Source organism: Niabella pedocola (genome assembly GCF_021044425.1).
Taxonomy (GTDB): Bacteria; Bacteroidota; Bacteroidia; order Chitinophagales; family Chitinophagaceae; genus Niabella; species Niabella pedocola.
This window is the reverse complement of record NZ_JAJNEC010000001.1, coordinates 114,421-132,831: the sequence shown is the minus strand read 5'-3', so window position 1 is coordinate 132,831 and position 18,411 is coordinate 114,421. Positions and strand designations below refer to the sequence as shown.

Genomic DNA, 18,411 nt, shown 5'->3' with positions numbered 1-18,411 from the left:
TAACTGCGGAAGGACCAGTTGCTAACTTTTTCATTGGGCTGGCGGCATTTTGACCGCAGCTTTATTAAAGCAACAGGCTATTACTCCTTTCTGCTGCTTTTCAAATTCTTGCTTTGACATTCTATTTGCTGTTTTTCAGATAAACAACCGCCGTTTATGAACCTGCCCTGAAGTAAACGCCGCTTTGCTCTACTCATATGCCCTCTTTGTCTATTCTTTCCGGCCAACGCTTTCATCGCTCCATAGCTTTGGATTGTCAATCTAAATACAATGGTTATGAAACTGTTTTTAGCAACGATCCTTATCACTTTTATGGCAGCTATAGCGCAGGGCCAAACGATGATTACCGGGAAAGTCAGCAATCAGAAAAAAGAACCGCTTCAATCGGCAAGCATTCATATTAAAGAATCCGGTACCGGAACCACCACCGATAGCGCCGGGAATTTCAAGATCATCGTACCTGAAAAAGGCTCAAAATCATTAATCATTTCCTGTGTTGGCTACGAACCGAAAAGTGTTTTGGTGCATCCGGAGGACGCTGCATTACAAATAGTGATCATATTACGGGATGAAGCAAAAGTATTGGGCGACGTGGTGGTTATGAGTGCTGGCACATTTATCGCAAGCGATAAGGCTAAAGGAGCATCGCTAACACCGATGGATGCGGTTACCGTTGCAGGTACGGGTGGCGATGTTGCCAATTCAATGCGGGCGTTGCCAGGTGTGCAACAGGTTGGCGAATCCGAAGGTTTGTTTGTAAGGGGCGGCACCAGCGATGAGGCAAAACAATTCATTGATGGAGTGGCATTCCCAAACCCAAACTATGCATCGGTACCGGGGATCATGCAGCCGGCAAGGGTAAACCCTTTTTTATTTAAGGGAATTCTATTTAATACAGGAGGCTATTCCGCGTTATATGGTGATGCATTAAGCAGTGCCTTGATACTTGAAACGGTTGACCTGCCGGAGAAATCTGAAGCCAGTCTGCACTTATTCCCAACAAGCCAGGGATTGGGCTTTCAGCATCTTGCGAAAAATAAACAAACCAGTATGGGAGTTACTTTAAATTATAGCAATGCCGGTATTTTTTATAATAAAATAGTGAAGCAGGCAGCCGGCTATTTTCATGGCCCTGAATATATCAGCAGCGACTTCAATTTCAGAGTTAAGACAAGTAAAACAGGCATCCTGAAATTTTATGCCAACTATGGTTATAATAATACCGGGTTAGGTCAGGCGGATATTGACAGCATCGATCTTGAGTCCTCCTTCCAAACCAAAGGAAATAATCTTTATTCAAATCTTTCTTACAGAGAATCGCTTCGGAATAACTGGAAAATAGATGCCGCCGTCAGCTATAATTACAGCAGCCAGGATATTGAAAAAAGCCTGCACAATGCTGAAAATGAAAAAATTTTGATCAATCGATACCCTTTTAGTGAAAAGAACGGCTCCTATACCAGCAAACATAATTTCTTAAACAGCAAGGTTGTATTGAGTAAACGGTTTAAAGGAAGACAAACGCTTAGATTTGGCGCAGAGTATATCCACCAGGATGTTACAAACAGCTTATCGGAACCCAATGTAGAAGGCCGAAGCGCCTATATCGAAGATGCAACTGCTATGTTTGCGGAAACAGATCTCCAGTTAAACAGGAAACTGGCTGCGAGAATTGGGCTGCGATCGGAGCAATCAAGCCTGTTGCAACAAATAAATATCACCCCAAGGGTAAGCGTCGCCTATAAACTTTCGGAAAAAAACCAACTAAGTTTGGCTTACGGCATCTTTTACCAAAAACCTCTCAGCGAATACCTCCTGCAAAATAAACGTCTCAATTTCAGTAAGGCAACACATTATATTATCAATTACCAGCGTAATGCTTCTAACCGTTTTTTGCGGGCAGAGCTCTTCTACAAAGCCTATAAAAATCTTATTAGTACTGATTCCGCAATAGGAAACAACGGTGATGGGTATGCTAAAGGTTTTGAACTTTTCTTTAGAGACAAACGCTCCGTCAGGGATCTGGATTATTGGGTAAGTTACAGCTATCTGGATACCAAAAGAAAATTCATGAATTATCCCTATCAACTAAACCCGACGTATGCAACACCTCATACTTTTTCGCTGGCTGTTAAACGATTCTTTCCTGCCCTGAATTTTATGGCCAATGCCGCTTACTGGTTTACTACCGGAAGGCCCTATTATAATATAAAGACAGAAAGCGATGGGCGTCCGGTTATCCAATATTCAGGTACTACGAAAAATTATCAGAGTCTGAACGTAAGTTTCGCCTACCTGTTCAACATCTCAAAAAAATGGAAGGATTTCTCTGGGATAGGCTTTGGAATGAACAATGTGCTGGGCACAAAACAGGTATTCGGGTACAACTTCAGCTACGATGGTAATAATAAAACTCCGGTAACGCTTCCTGCCACACGATTTTATTATATCGGCTTTTTTATGAGCCTTGGCACAGACAGAAGAGATGATATTATCAATCAGAATCTATAACAATTAAAAAAACAACAATGAAAAAGTTAATCGTATCAATGACGTTCCTGGCAGCCACGCTGCAGGTGACCAGTGCGCAAACAAACTCCGGCGGTATTGAAGCTACCGTTGCAAAATTGGACAATGCAAGCGCAGCAAAAGACTACGAAATCCTGTCTCAGGATTTTCTGCAACTAACAGCAACTGACAGCAACAACTGGTTAACCTGGTATTACGCGGCTTTTTGTAATGCACAAACAGGATGGATGTATCAACGGGATGGAGAAAAAATAGAGCCCTTCGCCAATACAGCCGAGCAGCAGATCAACAAGGCTTTATCCCTGATCGACACCGCCAGTCAAAAGAAGGAGCTCTCTGAAATTTACTGCATTATGGCGATGGTAAACCAGGACAAAGTGTTCATCAACCCGCAAACATATGGAGCAAAGTTCGGCCCTGCGGCATTCCGGTATATACAGATGGCCCAGGCTGCAAATCCGCAAAATCCAAGAGCATTATACCTGGCCGGCTGGCAAAAATTTGCAACACCTAAAATCTGGGGAGGTAATAAAACGAAAGCGAAAGAATTACTCGTGCAAGCAAGCCAGTTATTAGAGCAGGAAACCGACGCAAACATCGCACCGCACTGGGGAAAAACAGAAGTAGAAAACCTTTTAAAACAAATCAAGTAAACGTCAGTCAAATTATAAACGCTAAAATTATTCTTATGCCAGTGTTAATATTTATCATTTCCAGGATCATAATCATTGCATGCCTTGTTTTAATCCTGGGTTATGTATTTGGAAATTTTTCAACAAAACCCCTGTTAGTAACGCTTACTAAAATTGCATCCATATTGATCCTGGTGGGTTTTATTGTGGGAAGCGTATTTATCCTGCGCTTTCGAAATGCAAACCATACCCGTGATTTCAACGATAGATGGTGCGGGTATCAATATTTGCAAACAGATTCAACAAGAACTAAATAGATTATCTGGTGGCAATCAGAAAACCGATCTGCCCCGGAAACAGAAAATCATCGCAATTTACGTATCAGGAACTAAAACAGGAGGTAGCTTTAAGACGGCCTCCTGTTTTATACGACTATACAGTTTTGAGTAACCATCTATCATTATATAAGTAACCGATGTACGCCACGCCGGGTTCAATGCGGTTCCTTACAAATCAAAATATGGTGAGGGTCTTATTGGATTTTAAATCCTGAAAAGCCGGAAAGATGGTACTCTAAGCGCTGCGTCATCGATTCCCTTTCAATGGATACAACATCGTTGATAACCATCCATAAAAAAAGGCCCTGAATCATCAGAGCCTTTTTGAATGTCGGGAAGACAGGATTCGAACAACCCTTGTATTGTAATGCATATCAATTCTTTATAGCGTAACGCCGAAAAAACTCACGGATTAACTCACCGCTTACTTCAATGGTACACTTTTCTAAGAACTATTACAAATTTACTCAAATTATCTCAAAGTAAAATTACGCCAGCTTCTTCAAACTTTTCGCTCAATACCTGGCTAACAATTAATGCTCCTTCCACTACTGTGTTGCGCAGATTCTAAATTAGCTTTAGGAAGTTCGTTGAGTGCTTCCTATTTCTGATTGATCGTATCGGCCAAACCAATTGTCTGTTGAAAAGTTTCCGGTGTAATCCTCGCCAGTCCATGATGTCCTATGATCTGTCTGTAGGTGATCTGGTGCTTTTGGATAAATTGATAAAATTCACGTGATACCTGAAAAGCAGGTGTAATAGTTCCATCTTCCGGCATGGACAGCAGATCACCTTCATAAATGAGCTTTTCTTCCGGCAGATACAGAAAGGATAATCCCTGCGCGTGACTGTTTGGCACCTTCAAAAAGATCAATTCGATGGTGCGGGTCCCTCAATATCTTGCGACCATTGAAGAACTCGAATACGGGATGGACGCCGCTTGCCTGGGTATTGTCAGTCGCGGCTATCATCTCCCGGACCGGCTTTTCCATTGAGGGCGTGCAAAGTATCACCGCGCCTTCTTTTCTACATTAATCAAACACCCAAAGTCACGAAGTTGCGGAGAACCTTGCGGATTCGAACTAAAATTCGGATGAGGCATGCTCTGTACTCCTTGAAACTGGTAAACGACTTTATACGTCCTAGTAGTACACAGCCCGATATGTTCACATGAAATATCGCAGAGGCTTCAGAAAAAACCATGTAATATAAATATTAGAGTTGCTTCTCCCTTCCACGCCGCAATTCATCCTTAAGTAGGCCTGTTATCTGGCGTTAGAATGGCTGTTATAATTATTGCAATGGCAAGTCCAACCTTCGACATAATAAACCAGCTATCAGCGTTGTTTTCTATAATTATTAAGACAATCCCGGTGAGAACAAGATGAAAACGTTTAATGGTAAATTTGAGTTTCCTTTGTCCCTTCAATATCTGCAAAATATTAGCTCCAAACGCAGAGATATAGGATATAAGCGCTAACGTAAGCGAAAGACTACTAAATGGCTTGTGGTATTGTCTATATTCGAGAGCGAAGGCAACGGAGAAGAACAGCAGAAAAACCAAAGACAATACCATTAACAGATCACTTCCTGATACTTTTTTCTTAAACATAGAATAAAAAGCCTTGATTAGATTTAAACAATTCTATTTCCTATCCCATCCATTTATCATTCTTTTGTACCAAATTGTTCGACCGGTGAAGTCTCCCGTCGCCGTCGCTATTGTCGCAGCGGCGCCAACTATCCAAAACGTTCGGCCTAATGCCCTACCAACAAACGAACCCAATGCCCTTTCTACCTGTTTACGCCCTAATTGAGCGGCTCCACCCAATGTTAAGTCAGGCAATCCAAAAAATCCTATAATCTCCTTCTCACGTTCTCCCCTCAACTGACTAGGACTGTATCCGGTCTCTTTTTTTACTTGTTTGACGTAATTTACGGCATCTTTTAGAGTTCCAATCAAATTATTCTCACTAAATGATTTTTCAGTAGTATTTCTATCGACTTTACCTGGAGAATTCAGTATCTCGGTCTCTTTTTGAGAGACTGAGACGACTTCTCCGTCCCTATTTACGACAACCGTCGTAGTTGTATGTTTCGTATATTTAACCTTAAAGGACTTTTCTAATTTACCTTCATCATCGAAGACTTCTACGGTAGCCTCTTCCTTTCTTGTAGTCTCTTCCGTAACAACATCATTTCCGGTTGGCGCAGTCTTGCCTTTTTTTGTTTTGTCTGGTACATAGCTGCTTGACACTTTGTCTAAGGTCACTTCTGATTTGGTAACTGTAATAACAGTATCTTCAGCGGCCATTCCATCGGGATCTACAAAACGCAGTGGGTTATCATATGCGTAACTATAAGGACTCCATTTTTTGCTCAAGTCGGCCAGCGGATCTATAACCTGCCACCTTCCGATTACTGGGTCGTAGAAACGTGCGCCAAAGTCATACTGTCCCTTGTCTCCGCCGCCCAACTCCTGCTGTTGCTCTTTCCCATTAAAGAGGTATTTGTTCTGGTTGTAAACTTTTCTTAAAATCGAAATACCAAACGGATAATAATCAGTTTGTTGTAAAACTGCGTCTAGTTTATCGAACACAATACGCGTATTACCTAAATGATCCTTTAAAAAGTATTCATAATTATAAACACCACCGCTCCTGCGCGCGACCCCTTCCGTTGTATTCAAAAGGTCAATTGTTGGTGATGGCGATGATGTATTCGACAAATACTCTATCCCGTCAACGTACCACCGTGTCTCTGATGGAGTAATTTTTTTTAATTTACTACCCTTTGCGTCATAAACATAATCGACGGTTGTACTACCGCTTATCTGCTTGGGTAGATTTAATTCATTATAAATCATTGTCAAAGGCTGAGTACCTGCAATTGTCGACACGCTTCCGTTGCCATTATAAACGTAAGATCTCGTGTAACCTCCCGTAACTGCTTGAAGTTGATTGCCTTTTGTGCCATAATCATAACTGATCGCAATAGGACTGTCCTTGGAACGTGTCAGAGTTTTAATGTTCCCCATATTATCATACGTAATATCCTGTTCGTTATATCCCTCATCACTTACTCCACTTATGATTCTGTTTGCTCTATCATAATTGTAGCTGTATGTGTGCTGCACCTGAACTCCACTTCCACTCTTCCACAGCTGCTGACCAATGTTTCCATTGAACTGCTTATTGCCGACTGCAGCACTATCATACTTTAAATCCATTGTAAACAGCGGTGATTCCTGCTTCTTTACCCACCCCCTTTCATTATAAAACATCTTAATTATCTGGTTACCAACCTTTTTCTGAGCAAGTTGGCCAATCTGATTAAAGGTGTATGTAATGGTATCAGCCGGTTGTCCGTTTATCGTTTCGATTGCTCGGACTATTCTACCCGCGTGGTCATACTGTTGGGTTCTTACTACAGATAAAGCAGGTGACGCAAAATTATCCTTATAGTGTGCCCTTGTAGTTGATGTTATTTCCCCCGCAAAATTCAATGCGTTTGATATTACGTCCGCCCCATTTAACAAATGTTGACTTACCACTTTTGTAATGCGGCCCTTTTCATCGTAATAGGTACCAGCATAGAGATACTTGTTACTGTCGAGCACATTAGTGATGGTTATTGTAGGAAGCCCGTGTGTCCTATTAGTCTCTGTATCCGTTCCAGCTGGCACTTTTAATAACTGCTGTATAGGATTTTGATTAACAGTACTACTAAGGAAACTGTAATCGTCGTAAAAGTTTACGGTGTGAATTTTAGATATGGTAGTGGGGATTGCTCGGTTGGAATACCCCCAAAACAAAGTATTGTCCCTTACCTCAAACAATACAGTCCTGGCATCGGCGTTGGCCTGAAGGTTACCCCGGGAATCCGCATTTGCTGTTTCTCCAGTCATTATCAGTCGTCCCAAAGTGTCATATTTCATGAAAACCCAAACGCCTCTCTCCCGCTGAATGCTATCCTGTTTGAGAACGGGCTGATCGTTAGCGTTATACACTGTGTATTCCCATCCTTTGCCAGGCATCTTCTTCTCTATAATACGACGCCGACTATCAAAGTGATATGCGAATATATAGTTTAAAAAATCAGTACTTGTTTCAGTAAAGCTAGTAGTTGCCTGCAAAGCAGGGGGAAGTACATATGCTAGTTGATCAAAATCATCGTATATATATTGAGTAACCGTAAAGGTCGGTGCTGACAAGGTGTCACCACCATCCTGGACCATTTTGCAAACAAGCATTCCCTCTTTATCCTTGTATTCTATCACCCGATTTCTGTTTTCGTCCCAGGTTGTAGTTTTAGACAACTGACCTGCTCCATAGTAGCTTGGGCTTGTTGCCCCAATATAACTCGTCCCGAGAATTGTCACTTCCCATCGTCTTATTTCATTCGCCCCGTTCACACCATAATCTATACGTGTCGTATGTCCATTACCTAATTTCCAACTGGCGCCAGGGTTGGCTACCTCGTGTACGCGACTTAATGGGGAAGGTTCAAATAAAGTTTGGGTGAAAGGGTTGGCAGCTATTTTGGAAATCGAGCCTGCGCCAGCACTATTATAAAACAACGCCTGCGATGTCACATCTGCGATTTGATAGATGCCATTGTTGCTAGTTGCCTCATATGGCAAATAGACTTTGTTCTGCCTGCCGACGGCATCATACGCAACAGGGATAACTATATCTTTCTTATCCGGGGAACTACGCACAGCCACGCTTTGCAGCGACCGCCCCAGCCCATCGAGATACTGAATCTCTGCCCGCATACTATCCACTGGCAAAGCCGAGAGGTCTGCTGCAGTTTTCACGCCCTCTTTTATGATCTTCCGTGTATAAATAAAGTTCTGATCATTAGATGGTGTTATCTGTGCTCTAAGCATTGTAAGCGGCAGAACAAATAATACCGAAAGCAAGATAAATCTATAGGTTATCGGCAGGGTAGGTTGATTTGAGATTTGCATAGTGCTATTAGTTATATTATACGATGGCTAACATATTTTATGATTTCCGAAATACACAAAATCGCTCTCTTTACGGACTAATTGACATCGTAATTGTGAAATTATTTTGAATTGAAACGTCTACACTAAAAGGACTATTTGATTGTCTAATATCACCGTTTATATTAAATATAAAACTTTTTCCCGGCGGCACTGAACTGAGAATTGGCGAGATGCTTAGTGTATATGAGCCTTTAGGAACACCTGAAATAATGTATCCGTTTGGCGAACCAGCTGCAGCTGAGCTAATTGCTGATATACTAAAGCTTTGACCAGTGCTTTTATTTAGAAGATTGCCGTCTGCCGCGCCAGAAGATGTTTTCTTCAATGTGACATTCACCGATGGTACTGGCAGTGGACAACTCGACAAGTTTTGACCAATGTCCACCCACCTAAACTGATTATAAGTTGGGCTGTTTGCGTTAATGTCGCGCTCCTCCCTTTCTTGGTTTCCCGTATTGTTATCGGCACCATCTTTAGCACATCGAACGTTGCCAGTTGGATTCCAGTTTGGCGCTGGATCAATTACCTCACCTGTATTGCAGTTAACTATTTGGCCGACATAATTGTAACAGATCTTAGTAGTGATATTGCCTCTCTCATCCTTCTGAGTAATCATTCTCCCTAAGTTATCGTATTCACTAAAAATCACTTTTCCACTCGGGTCGGTTTCTGATGTGATGCCAACGAGGGGGTTATATGTAAAAGATGAGGTAAGGGCTGCCTTTGTTCTGCTATCTGTCCTAAGTGTTTGAAGTAGTGTTCGCAAAGTCGCATCGTTTGTAACCGCTGCATTAATCTGTGCTTGTGTTACCACAGCGCTCGCGTTTGCATAACTGCTGCCTACGATCTTGGCTACAGGATACTGTCCATTATATCCCCATAGATAGGCAGTTGGGGCAAACTTCTTAACTTTTGTTTCTACAATATTGCCATCGCCAAAGGTAATACTATTGTCAAATCGGTATCGGAGATCCCGGCTAATGTCACTTCCAGAAACTTTCGAGCTATCAAATGTCGGCGAAGGAACGACAAGTCCAAGAAGATCGCTACTATTGGGATATACCGTAGTCGTACCACTGATTAAATATGATGTATAAGCAGCCCCTACAAGTTTTCCACCCTTCCAGTCGGTCACTTCCACAGGCTGATTTTGGAAATTATCCTGCATTTGCAGAATTGGTTTCCAAGTCGTTCCTGCTGATGCTTTTGCTGCATTATGAGCCGTATTAAAGTTATTGGTCGCATTTGAGAAATTAGTTCTTCGATAGCTAATAAACTCGGCCCTTGCGTTGGCCAAAGCACGTTTATACCGTTGAACAGCGATCCAGCGGTTACCCTGGTTAAACTGATCGGCGCGCAGAATCGCCTGATCTAAATCATTTTTGGCTTGAACTTCCTTTTCTAAATACGTGCTCACGCCACTTCCAATAGCTTCACAAGCAGGAACGCGATAGTCAAAGGAATATCGCAATTTGCTAATGATAGAATCTCCCTTAGAAGAAAGCATTGACGTTTTCGTCGGCTGATTATGATAGGGACTACCATAAATCGAGCCCCTATAAATTGTATCGTTTGCTGCAGCTGAGTAGGTAACTTCAATTGCTTGCTCCTCCAGTTTTCTCCCCGTATTAAGCGTATAAAATGACCCCCAGAGATACTGATCATTAACAACGATGTACCCAGGTGTTGTAAACGGGTTTTCCTGAAATAAATAATTATACTGGATGCTTTTAATCGGATTACCGCTCTGATCGAAATGGCCCTCAAATTGCGGAAGTCCTTTCTGGTATTCAAATGGTAACGGTGTAGTGGGATAATTGGGCAAATTGGCGTCACAAGAGTTTGTAACAACACGAACGTTGGCGATTGCACCTGGGGGGCCTTGCAGATATGGGTATTGTAAAAATTTTGACCAATAATAGTTATATATAGAATAGCCGTTCTCCTCCTGGCTTACTTTTACTTCGGTATAGCCCATATGCTGTCCCTGGGCAGATGCCATCGGACGCAGATCACCGCCAGATTTCACATATGGTTGAGAGGAGCTAAAACTACAAGCACTGCATCCATTCTCGTTGCAGAACGGAGGAGAATAGTCCGCCTGAAGCGGTGTATCATCCTTAACCAGTTTTAGTAAGTCATTTCGTTTAACCATTGCAAAGGTGGGCCTGTTATACAATTCACCCGATGACTTACCGTCGGATTTATTATAAGTGAAGGACGTAACCATCGGAGTTGCTGTTGGTGATGCGCTTGAGGTTATCGTCTTAATTCGAAGGCCTCCAACCATAGCGTTTTCGTTGATTGGCTCTGCATAAGGTTTTCCCACGGAAACAGTGAGCGGCTGTCCAGCCGGGTTGCCGCCAGCTTGAAGAAAATCGAGTTTAACAATATAAGTGCCTGCCGCTAAATTAAAGTATCCGCTCCGCGATTGTCCTTTAGGACATTCCATACCCGCTCCGCTTAATACACCATTTGCATCATAAATATTAACATGACCATCATTAACAGTAGATTGATTGTTCATCTCTACAAAAACGCCATCACCATTACTTACAAAAATTAGGCTATCCGGTACAGAGCGAAAAATATTTCCATCTCCACCAAGACTAATACCTTGCCAGGCAATCCGATAATTTATATAACTGGCATAGGTTGTGTGTGGTTCGAACTCAAAGATACTTGTGCCGCCCGTAGGGTAGGTTATTGTTTTCAATGTTCCTGCTCTCATTTCCGGCCATCTAGGCTTCCTGTCAGCGCCTGGTATTGTTTGTGCATTTTCAGTAATGGCTGGAATAATAGTCGAATTAGCGTACCCATTGTTAAAGCCCCAATAGTCTTGTCCGAAGCTCAATGACCTCGGTACTCCTTCATTAAAATACTCAAATTTATACATTCCCGATTTGACGGATAGATCACAGGATTGCTCTTGTAAAGAGTCTAATCGTAAGTGCTTTGTATCCGAAGTAACGGTTATATTCTCCCTTTGAACCACTGGTGGAGAACTGGTTAGCGAGGTGAAGTAATTGTAGTGAAATACATACTTTTTACAGAACCCATTGGCATTTGCAATCCGCACTTCCTGCAAGGCTTTGGCTTCTGTATTGGCATACTCCCTTATATCGTTTGCATCATAACCGGCAAGATCCTCTCGTGGTATGGAAGATGGTATGAAGTCAACTGTACCATTCGGAAAGCTGATCTGACTTAACCGTACTCCCTCTACACTGTTTTTCACCAGATAAGCGTCTCTTACACCAGACGGGAAGTCAGGAGGTATAACAGTTCCAGCAACCTGTTCCGTCGAGAAGGTGTAATAACTGTATCTTTCGGGCTGATAGCTTAAATTAATAGAAAACAACCCGTCTGCGGATGACACTTTATTTAAGAACCAACTGGAGACAGGCTTCCCGCTTACAATACCGCCTTTGGCCGAATAGACTGAGGTTTTTTCAATTGGTATTACCGTACCGGTATTGCCATTCTTTCCAAAATAATATTTTGTACCATCAGGCGTAGTTATAGTAAACCCTTCGATGGTTCCAATGCTTTCCTGCATCCCAACCTCGATTTTAAGATCCTGTTCCGGTACTAAAACCGGGGTTCGGTCATCATTAAAATAAAACTTCCCCGCATAGCCGTTAAAGTTGAAAAAGTACAGGTCTGGTTCTCCGTCCAGCACGCCATTGGCAAAATCCACATCCGCAACCAAACTATCACTGCCGCTTCTATATAAATAATTGCTGTACCCGTAATCAACGTAGTGCGCTTTTGTCTGGTTCACTACACTTGAACGATCATCTGGCAAACCACGAACAGTCCTGGTAATAGCACCTCCAGCCTGCATTGCAAATCCTGCTCCGGTCCAACCAGAAACTTCCTGAACTTTTAGTCCAGACGCGTGATAGCTTAGTGTAAGCGGTAGCGACAGTGGTCCGGACGTTACCGTATACAATGGCACAGAAATCTCTGGAATTCCGGTATTTTTGTTCACAGGAATATCAGCATATTTCCCAAGTGATGCTGCGGTTGGCGATGAGATAGTTATTTTTCCTAACTCTTTGCCCGCTTGAGCAGAAAGGATTTCAGTCAAAGTTAGACTCAATAATAGTAACAATAGTCGGTTGCAAGTCCTTTTCATAAATGCTAGAATAGTTTGTTAACAGTCTATATAATTATCTGCTTGACATTATATATCAAGTCATAAGTTAAATGGCAAAAAACATAAGATTATACAGCGATAAAGGATTCATTATCCATCGCCATACCCCATCAGCTCCATTGAGCAATGGAGCAAAAACGGTATTCTCTTAAAATATTTCTAGTTTGAGTTAACAGGTATTGAAATCATATCTTATCGATACAACGCATCTGTGTAGTTGAGAGTGGTAAGCGGGGGCCATAAGTGTCTAATTTGTTTTCATTGATTTGTAGCAGCGTTTCAAGCAGTGTTTTTGAAAAGTGTTACGTCATGTAAAAGTAATGTATTTGTTTTATATAAATTAAAAAAAATTATTTATTTTTTTAAACATACAAAAACTGTTTAACAGGTATACCCATACCTGCTGAAGGCGGGAAGATCTTTGCCTCGGATTGAGAGCGGCTCGACCTTTAAAGTTTTTGGAAGGAACGGCTCGTCTGTGCATACTTTTCTTCAAGTGTTTTTTTGAATTCACGATCACATCACGTTGCTTTTGGACTTTTCGGATATCAATCAAAAGTTGCGCTTGCATAATCTTCTTACGGTACTACAAACATCGATTAGAAAATACCGGGCTTACAATAATGACGCCGACCAATTTATGTGCCAACAGAATCTCTTCTTTCTTCGGTACAGTACCAACTAATTACAACATCTTTTTCTTACAATCTCTCAAACAGGAGCTTGAGATAGAGATAGCATAATTCTTTTGTTGCAAGGTTTGGACCATTCTTCGATCCTTTTAAAATCATCCCTTACGATCAGGACTGGCCTTGAATGAAAAATTGCGATTAATACAATTGTATTGCCAGCCATATTATATGAGTCGTTTAAAGGCAGTAAACAGAATTTCAGGCTCATCAAATTCAGATACATAGGCGTTATGGTCTCCTATTCTGACAATGCTGTATCACGGGAGACTATTCAGACAATCACTTTCCTGAAAGTCAGATTGATCCGTGCCTGCATTGGCCTTGCTGATTTTGCAATACGGTGCTCCCAATACTTCTGCAAATCCGGTTTCATAAGTAGCAAGGAGCCGTGCTCCGACTTAATAGAATATTGCTGCTTATGATCATCCTTATTCCGAAAATCGAAGTTTCGTTCCTGGCCAAGGCTCACTGAAGCGATTTCCGTTTTCAAGCCGGGTATAGTGTCCTTGTCCGAATGCCAGGCGACTGAATCATTTCCATCCCGATAATAATTAAGTCGCCCTGAAAGGATAATCAGCTTAAGCTTCTATCTGCTGCTTAAACCTGGGCAGTCCTCACGCGGATCTTCGTATTTCATCAGGTTGATTTAACTGAAATATCTCCAAACGCTCTTCCTCCTGTGAAATATCCTCCAGGATTGTTTCCTCATTTACTTCAGCATGTGTCCCAGCATTGCATATACGGTTTCAAAAGACACTTTACTTTTCAATATTGATAATGGGGAAATGAAAAACCTTGTAAATTTTTTATTTACAATGGTCTCGGCACTTTAGAACCTTTAACGTAGGCAAGATGGTACCACAAGCACCATGCGCTATTCTATACCGCCCTGAGTAATGATTCCACTTCTATCAAAAATAAAAAAGCCACTGAAATCAATCAGTGGCTTTTGAATGTCGGGAAGACAGGATTCGAACCTGCGACCCCCTGGTCCCAAACCAGGTGCGCTACCGGCCTGCGCTACTTCCCGGTGCTTATAAACTAAGCGGGTGCAAAAGTAAGGAAAATTTTATAAAAAAGAAAAATAAAACTCCGGAAAGAAAAAAACTATTTTCCCAATACTTCCTGCTTCTCCAGTAACCGCCTTAATAAGGTAAGCTGGTTCTGGGCTCTCATAAAATTATGCCCCTCATATTTTGCACCGTAATAGCGGTCATCATTTAAATGATCGGTTAAAAACCGCAGGGCCTGCATATAGATCATAAATAAGCCGGAATAGAAGAAATGCGCTTTTTCTGCAGCCGTCAGCTCATCCTGCATCTCCTCCAGGTAACCTTCCACAATAGCCCTGTAGTAATCCTCGCGCACCACAATCTTGCTAAAATCCTGCTCCTCCTCGCTTACCGGGCAAAGATAGGTGCGCATCATATCGCCCACATCGCTGATAAAATACCCCGGCATTACCGTATCCAGGTCAATCACACAAAGTCCCTTATTATGGTCGTCAAACAGCACATTGCTGATCTTTGTATCATGATGGGTTACCCGCCGTTTAAAATCAGGGTTCTTTAATATTTCCCGGAAGCGGTCTACAATGCCGGCATGCGCCTTTAATTCAAGGATCACCGTTTCTGCCTCAGCCGCGCGCTCAGCATTACCCCTTTCCAGCGCTTCAAGGAATTGTTCGTACCGCAATACCAGGTCATGAAACGACGGCAGCGTAATCTTCAGCTCCTCTACGTTAATGCCGGACAGCTTCCTCGTAAACATTCCGAATTGTTTTGCCGCCTCATAGGCCTGCCGGGGTTCCTCAACCACGTCTATCGAATGGCTGCCTTTTACAAAAGGAAACATCCGGTAATATCCATCATCCGCAATATGCAACATTGTACCCCCGGAAACCGTTTTAACAGGCGCTACAAAAAAATAGGCCCCGTCCTGCTGCTCCAGGTACGTATTAATAAACTCCAGGTTCCATGCAATGGCCTCCGGTTCCCGGAATACGTTCTGATTTACTTTCTGTAAAATATATCGTCCTTCTCCGTTACGAAGCTCCCATGTATGATTGATCAACCCGCTGCCAAAAGGCTTTACCGAACAATGATCCGCCGTCAATCCATAACCGGCAAGTACTTTATCCATAATTTGGTTTAAAGGGATAAATGTATAAAATAAAGTGTAAGTTTTTTTTCAAAACCCGGTGCAAACGTTTGCCCTGTAAGCGATTTTATGAGTTGTAAACCAGCGCAACGGGAATTTCCTTGTGCAGGAACGCCTTCGCAGCGGTATCCTCATCGGTTTTGTGCTGTAAAATATCCATGAGCATTTTCATAGCGGCCTCACCCTGGCTGTACGGGAACTGGTCCACGGAAACAACGGGCGGGTAAGCGGTGTGTTTGTTCACAGAGATATTGGCATAGCTGGCAAACAGAATATCTTCATTGATTTTTACATGTTCCTTAAGTGCATATTTCACGGCGTCCATATGCACATAGTCGTTGAAACTGATAATGGCATCCGGTGGCTTTTTGAGCGCCAATAACCGGGCCACAGCCTTGTGCGTACCCTCTTCTGAAAAGTCGGTTTGTTCTACCATCTGCATATCTACCTTCAGCTTTCGCCGGGAGATTCCTTCTATATACCCATCCAGCCGTTCCTTGGAGGCAATGATCGCACCCGGACCATTGATGAATGCAATGCGTTTCCGGTCCTGCTTGAACAGCCATTCGATCATGTCTACCGTACCTTCAAACAAATTGCAAAATACCTTGTTTACACCGGCCAGGGAGGGCACCCGGTCAAAATACACCACCGGTATATTATATGCATCCAGCGTTTTCAGATGGTCGCTTTTATTGGTTTCCTTTGACAAAGAAATGATCAGCCCGTCTACCCGCTGGTTCTTCATCGCATCTACTACCTGGCGCTCCTTATCAATCCGGTCGTGGCTCTGGCCAAATAAGATCGTATAGCCGTTTTCCAATGCCACATCCTCAATACCACTGATCCCTTTGGAAAAAAAGTCTTCATAAATATGCGGTACGATCACCCCGATCACAAAGCTCCGTTTCTGCTTAAAAAAGATCGCTTTGGAATTGGGCTCATAATTCAGCGCCTTGGCCAGCTCTTTTACCGCTTCTTTTGTCTTTGTACTGATCCGCGGATGATCGCTCAACGCTCTCGACACCGTCGATACAGAAACGTTCAGCCGCCTGGCGATCTCCTTTATTGTTGGTATTGACTCGCTCACAATTCTAATATATGCAAAACTTAAAGATAAAACAATTATTTTATAGTTGCTCCTGAAGTGCGTTACACCGCAAACCTATTATTTTTTCTAAAAAACAACCCATAAATTATTCCACTACTTTTGCTTCAAGTTTGATAGCATGAAGCACAGCGTACTGATCATCGACGACGAGGAAAAATTAAGACAGCTCCTTTCCAGGATCATTACCCTCGAAGGGTTTGAGGTATTCCAGGCGGGAGACGCCCGCTCCGGACTGAAACAACTGGAGAAAACCGCGGCGGATGTCGTGCTCTGCGATGTAAAACTGCCGGACGAAAACGGTGTGGAGCTGGTAAAAAAAATAAAAGCCCGGGCTCCGCAAACGGAAGTGATCCTGCTTACCGCCTATGGCAATATTCCCGACGGTGTACAGGCTATAAAAAACGGGGCGTTCGATTATATTACAAAAGGCGATGACAATAACCGGATCATCCCGCTGCTGAACCGGGCCATAGAAAAAGTAACCCTTCACAAAAGAGTACAGCAACTGGAGCAGCAACTGGGCAACAAATATTCCTTCGACACCGTCATCGGCACATCTGAAGTCATTCAGCAAGCCATGCTTTTCGGTAAAAAAGTAGCCCCTACCGATGCCACCGTGTTGATTACCGGAGAAACCGGTACCGGCAAAGAGGTTTTTGCAAGAGCCATACATGAGGCCAGCGACCGCCGGAACAAAAGCTTTGTGGCCATCAACTGTGCTGCGTTCAGCCGCGAACTGCTGGAAGGCGAACTTTTTGGTCACCGGGCCGGCTCCTTTACCGGCGCCGTAAAAGACCAGGCCGGTTTGCTGGAGGAAGCTCATAACGGCACGCTCTTCCTTGATGAGATCGGCGAAATGGCGATCGATCTGCAGGCAAAATTGCTGCGGGTCCTGGAATCCGGTGAATTCATCAAAATCGGGGAAACCAAACCTACCCGAATCAATATACGGCTGCTGGCCGCTACCAACCGGAACCTGCTGAAGGAAATTGAGACCGGGCAATTCCGGGAAGACCTCTATTACCGGATTGCTACCTTTAAAATAAATCTTCCCGCATTACGGGAACGGAAGAAAGACATAAAAGCACTGGCCACTTTTTACCTCCGGCTGTTTGCCGAAAAAACAAACCGGAAAGGACTCCATATTCCAGCGGAAGTATTCCAGGCCCTGGAACATTATAATTGGCCGGGCAATATCCGGGAACTAAAAAACAGCATTGAGCGCAGCGTGATCCTGATGCAGGATGATACGCTGCACGTAGAAGACCTTCCCCTGGAGATACAGCAATACCCGTCTTCTGCCGCCGGCCCGGGAGAAAACCCGTCGTCGCTGGCATCCATGGAAAAAAGCCATATTCGCCGCATCCTGCAATTTACCAGGGGCAATAAAGCCGAAGCGGCCCGTATCCTTGAAATCGGGATCGCAACCCTGTACCGGAAAATTGATGAGTATAAACTCTAAACACGCGTTACGCCCCTCCCAGCCGCTCCGGCTGTTCCATCATTTTATTGCTCATTTTGATAACCATGCCTATCATTTTGATAGGCTTTTTTATGCCGATAAACATATCAACACCAAGCAATAATCTAACAATCAACACCTTATAATTATTTAAAAAAACCGGAATTGTTTTTGGCACCGGAGGTTTGACTTTAAACATTAAATAATTATCGAAACATGTTAACAGGTATTCTTATTCTTTCCGGCATCGGCTGCTTTATTCTCTTTTTCAGATCCATTCCTTTTTTTGAAAAAATCTAGCGCAGCATTTT

10 protein-coding genes and 1 tRNA gene are annotated in these 18,411 nt (G+C 42.9%); 3 read left to right on the top strand and 8 right to left on the bottom strand.

The window, feature by feature from the left end; genetic code table 11:
• Positions 1-276: 276 nt before the first annotated feature.
• Positions 277-2,511 carry a TonB-dependent receptor gene (locus tag LQ567_RS00535; protein WP_231002061.1) on the top strand — a complete coding sequence of 745 codons (2,235 nt, stop codon included), beginning with the start codon at positions 277-279 and terminating at the stop codon, positions 2,509-2,511.
• 17 nt (positions 2,512-2,528) lie between these two features.
• A complete protein-coding gene (locus LQ567_RS00530) occupies positions 2,529-3,182 on the top strand; it encodes a hypothetical protein (RefSeq protein WP_231002060.1) in 654 nt (217 codons plus the stop codon).
• 918 nt (positions 3,183-4,100) lie between these two features.
• Here LQ567_RS00530 and LQ567_RS00525 read toward each other — a convergent pair.
• The 7 genes from LQ567_RS00525 to LQ567_RS00500 form a co-directional block, all read right to left on the bottom strand.
• Entirely contained in the window at positions 4,101-4,364 is a 264-nt protein-coding gene (locus tag LQ567_RS00525; protein ID WP_231002058.1) for a hypothetical protein, read from the bottom strand.
• Positions 4,365-5,144: 780 nt separating this feature from the next.
• Entirely contained in the window at positions 5,145-8,471 is a 3,327-nt protein-coding gene (locus LQ567_RS00520) for a DUF6443 domain-containing protein (protein WP_231002056.1), read from the bottom strand.
• A gap of 70 nt (positions 8,472-8,541) precedes the next feature.
• Positions 8,542-12,606 (bottom strand): hypothetical protein, encoded by a 4,065-nt coding sequence (locus LQ567_RS00515; protein WP_231002054.1) that lies wholly within the window; start codon positions 12,604-12,606, stop codon positions 8,542-8,544.
• Between the two features lie 1,032 nt (positions 12,607-13,638).
• Positions 13,639-13,938, bottom strand: coding sequence for an alpha-ketoglutarate-dependent dioxygenase AlkB (locus LQ567_RS26245; RefSeq protein WP_394800341.1), 300 nt, complete (start codon positions 13,936-13,938; stop codon positions 13,639-13,641).
• 385 nt (positions 13,939-14,323) lie between these two features.
• Positions 14,324-14,397: transfer RNA gene (locus LQ567_RS00510), tRNA-Pro, on the bottom strand.
• Between the two features lie 77 nt (positions 14,398-14,474).
• Complete coding sequence (locus tag LQ567_RS00505) at positions 14,475-15,509, bottom strand: phosphotransferase enzyme family protein (RefSeq protein WP_231002052.1); 1,035 nt, start codon at positions 15,507-15,509, stop codon at positions 14,475-14,477.
• Between the two features lie 85 nt (positions 15,510-15,594).
• Positions 15,595-16,617, bottom strand: a complete 1,023-nt coding sequence (locus tag LQ567_RS00500) for a LacI family DNA-binding transcriptional regulator (protein WP_231002050.1) — start codon at positions 16,615-16,617, stop codon at positions 15,595-15,597.
• Between the two features lie 139 nt (positions 16,618-16,756).
• Here LQ567_RS00500 and LQ567_RS00495 point away from each other — a divergent pair, with 139 nt between their 5' ends.
• Positions 16,757-18,100, top strand: a complete 1,344-nt coding sequence (locus tag LQ567_RS00495; protein WP_231002047.1) for a sigma-54-dependent transcriptional regulator — start codon at positions 16,757-16,759, stop codon at positions 18,098-18,100.
• Positions 18,101-18,107: 7 nt separating this feature from the next.
• On the opposite strand, the gene LQ567_RS00490 is transcribed toward LQ567_RS00495, so the two are convergent.
• Complete coding sequence (locus tag LQ567_RS00490; protein WP_231002045.1) at positions 18,108-18,299, bottom strand: hypothetical protein; 192 nt, start codon at positions 18,297-18,299, stop codon at positions 18,108-18,110.
• Positions 18,300-18,411: the final 112 nt, after the last annotated feature.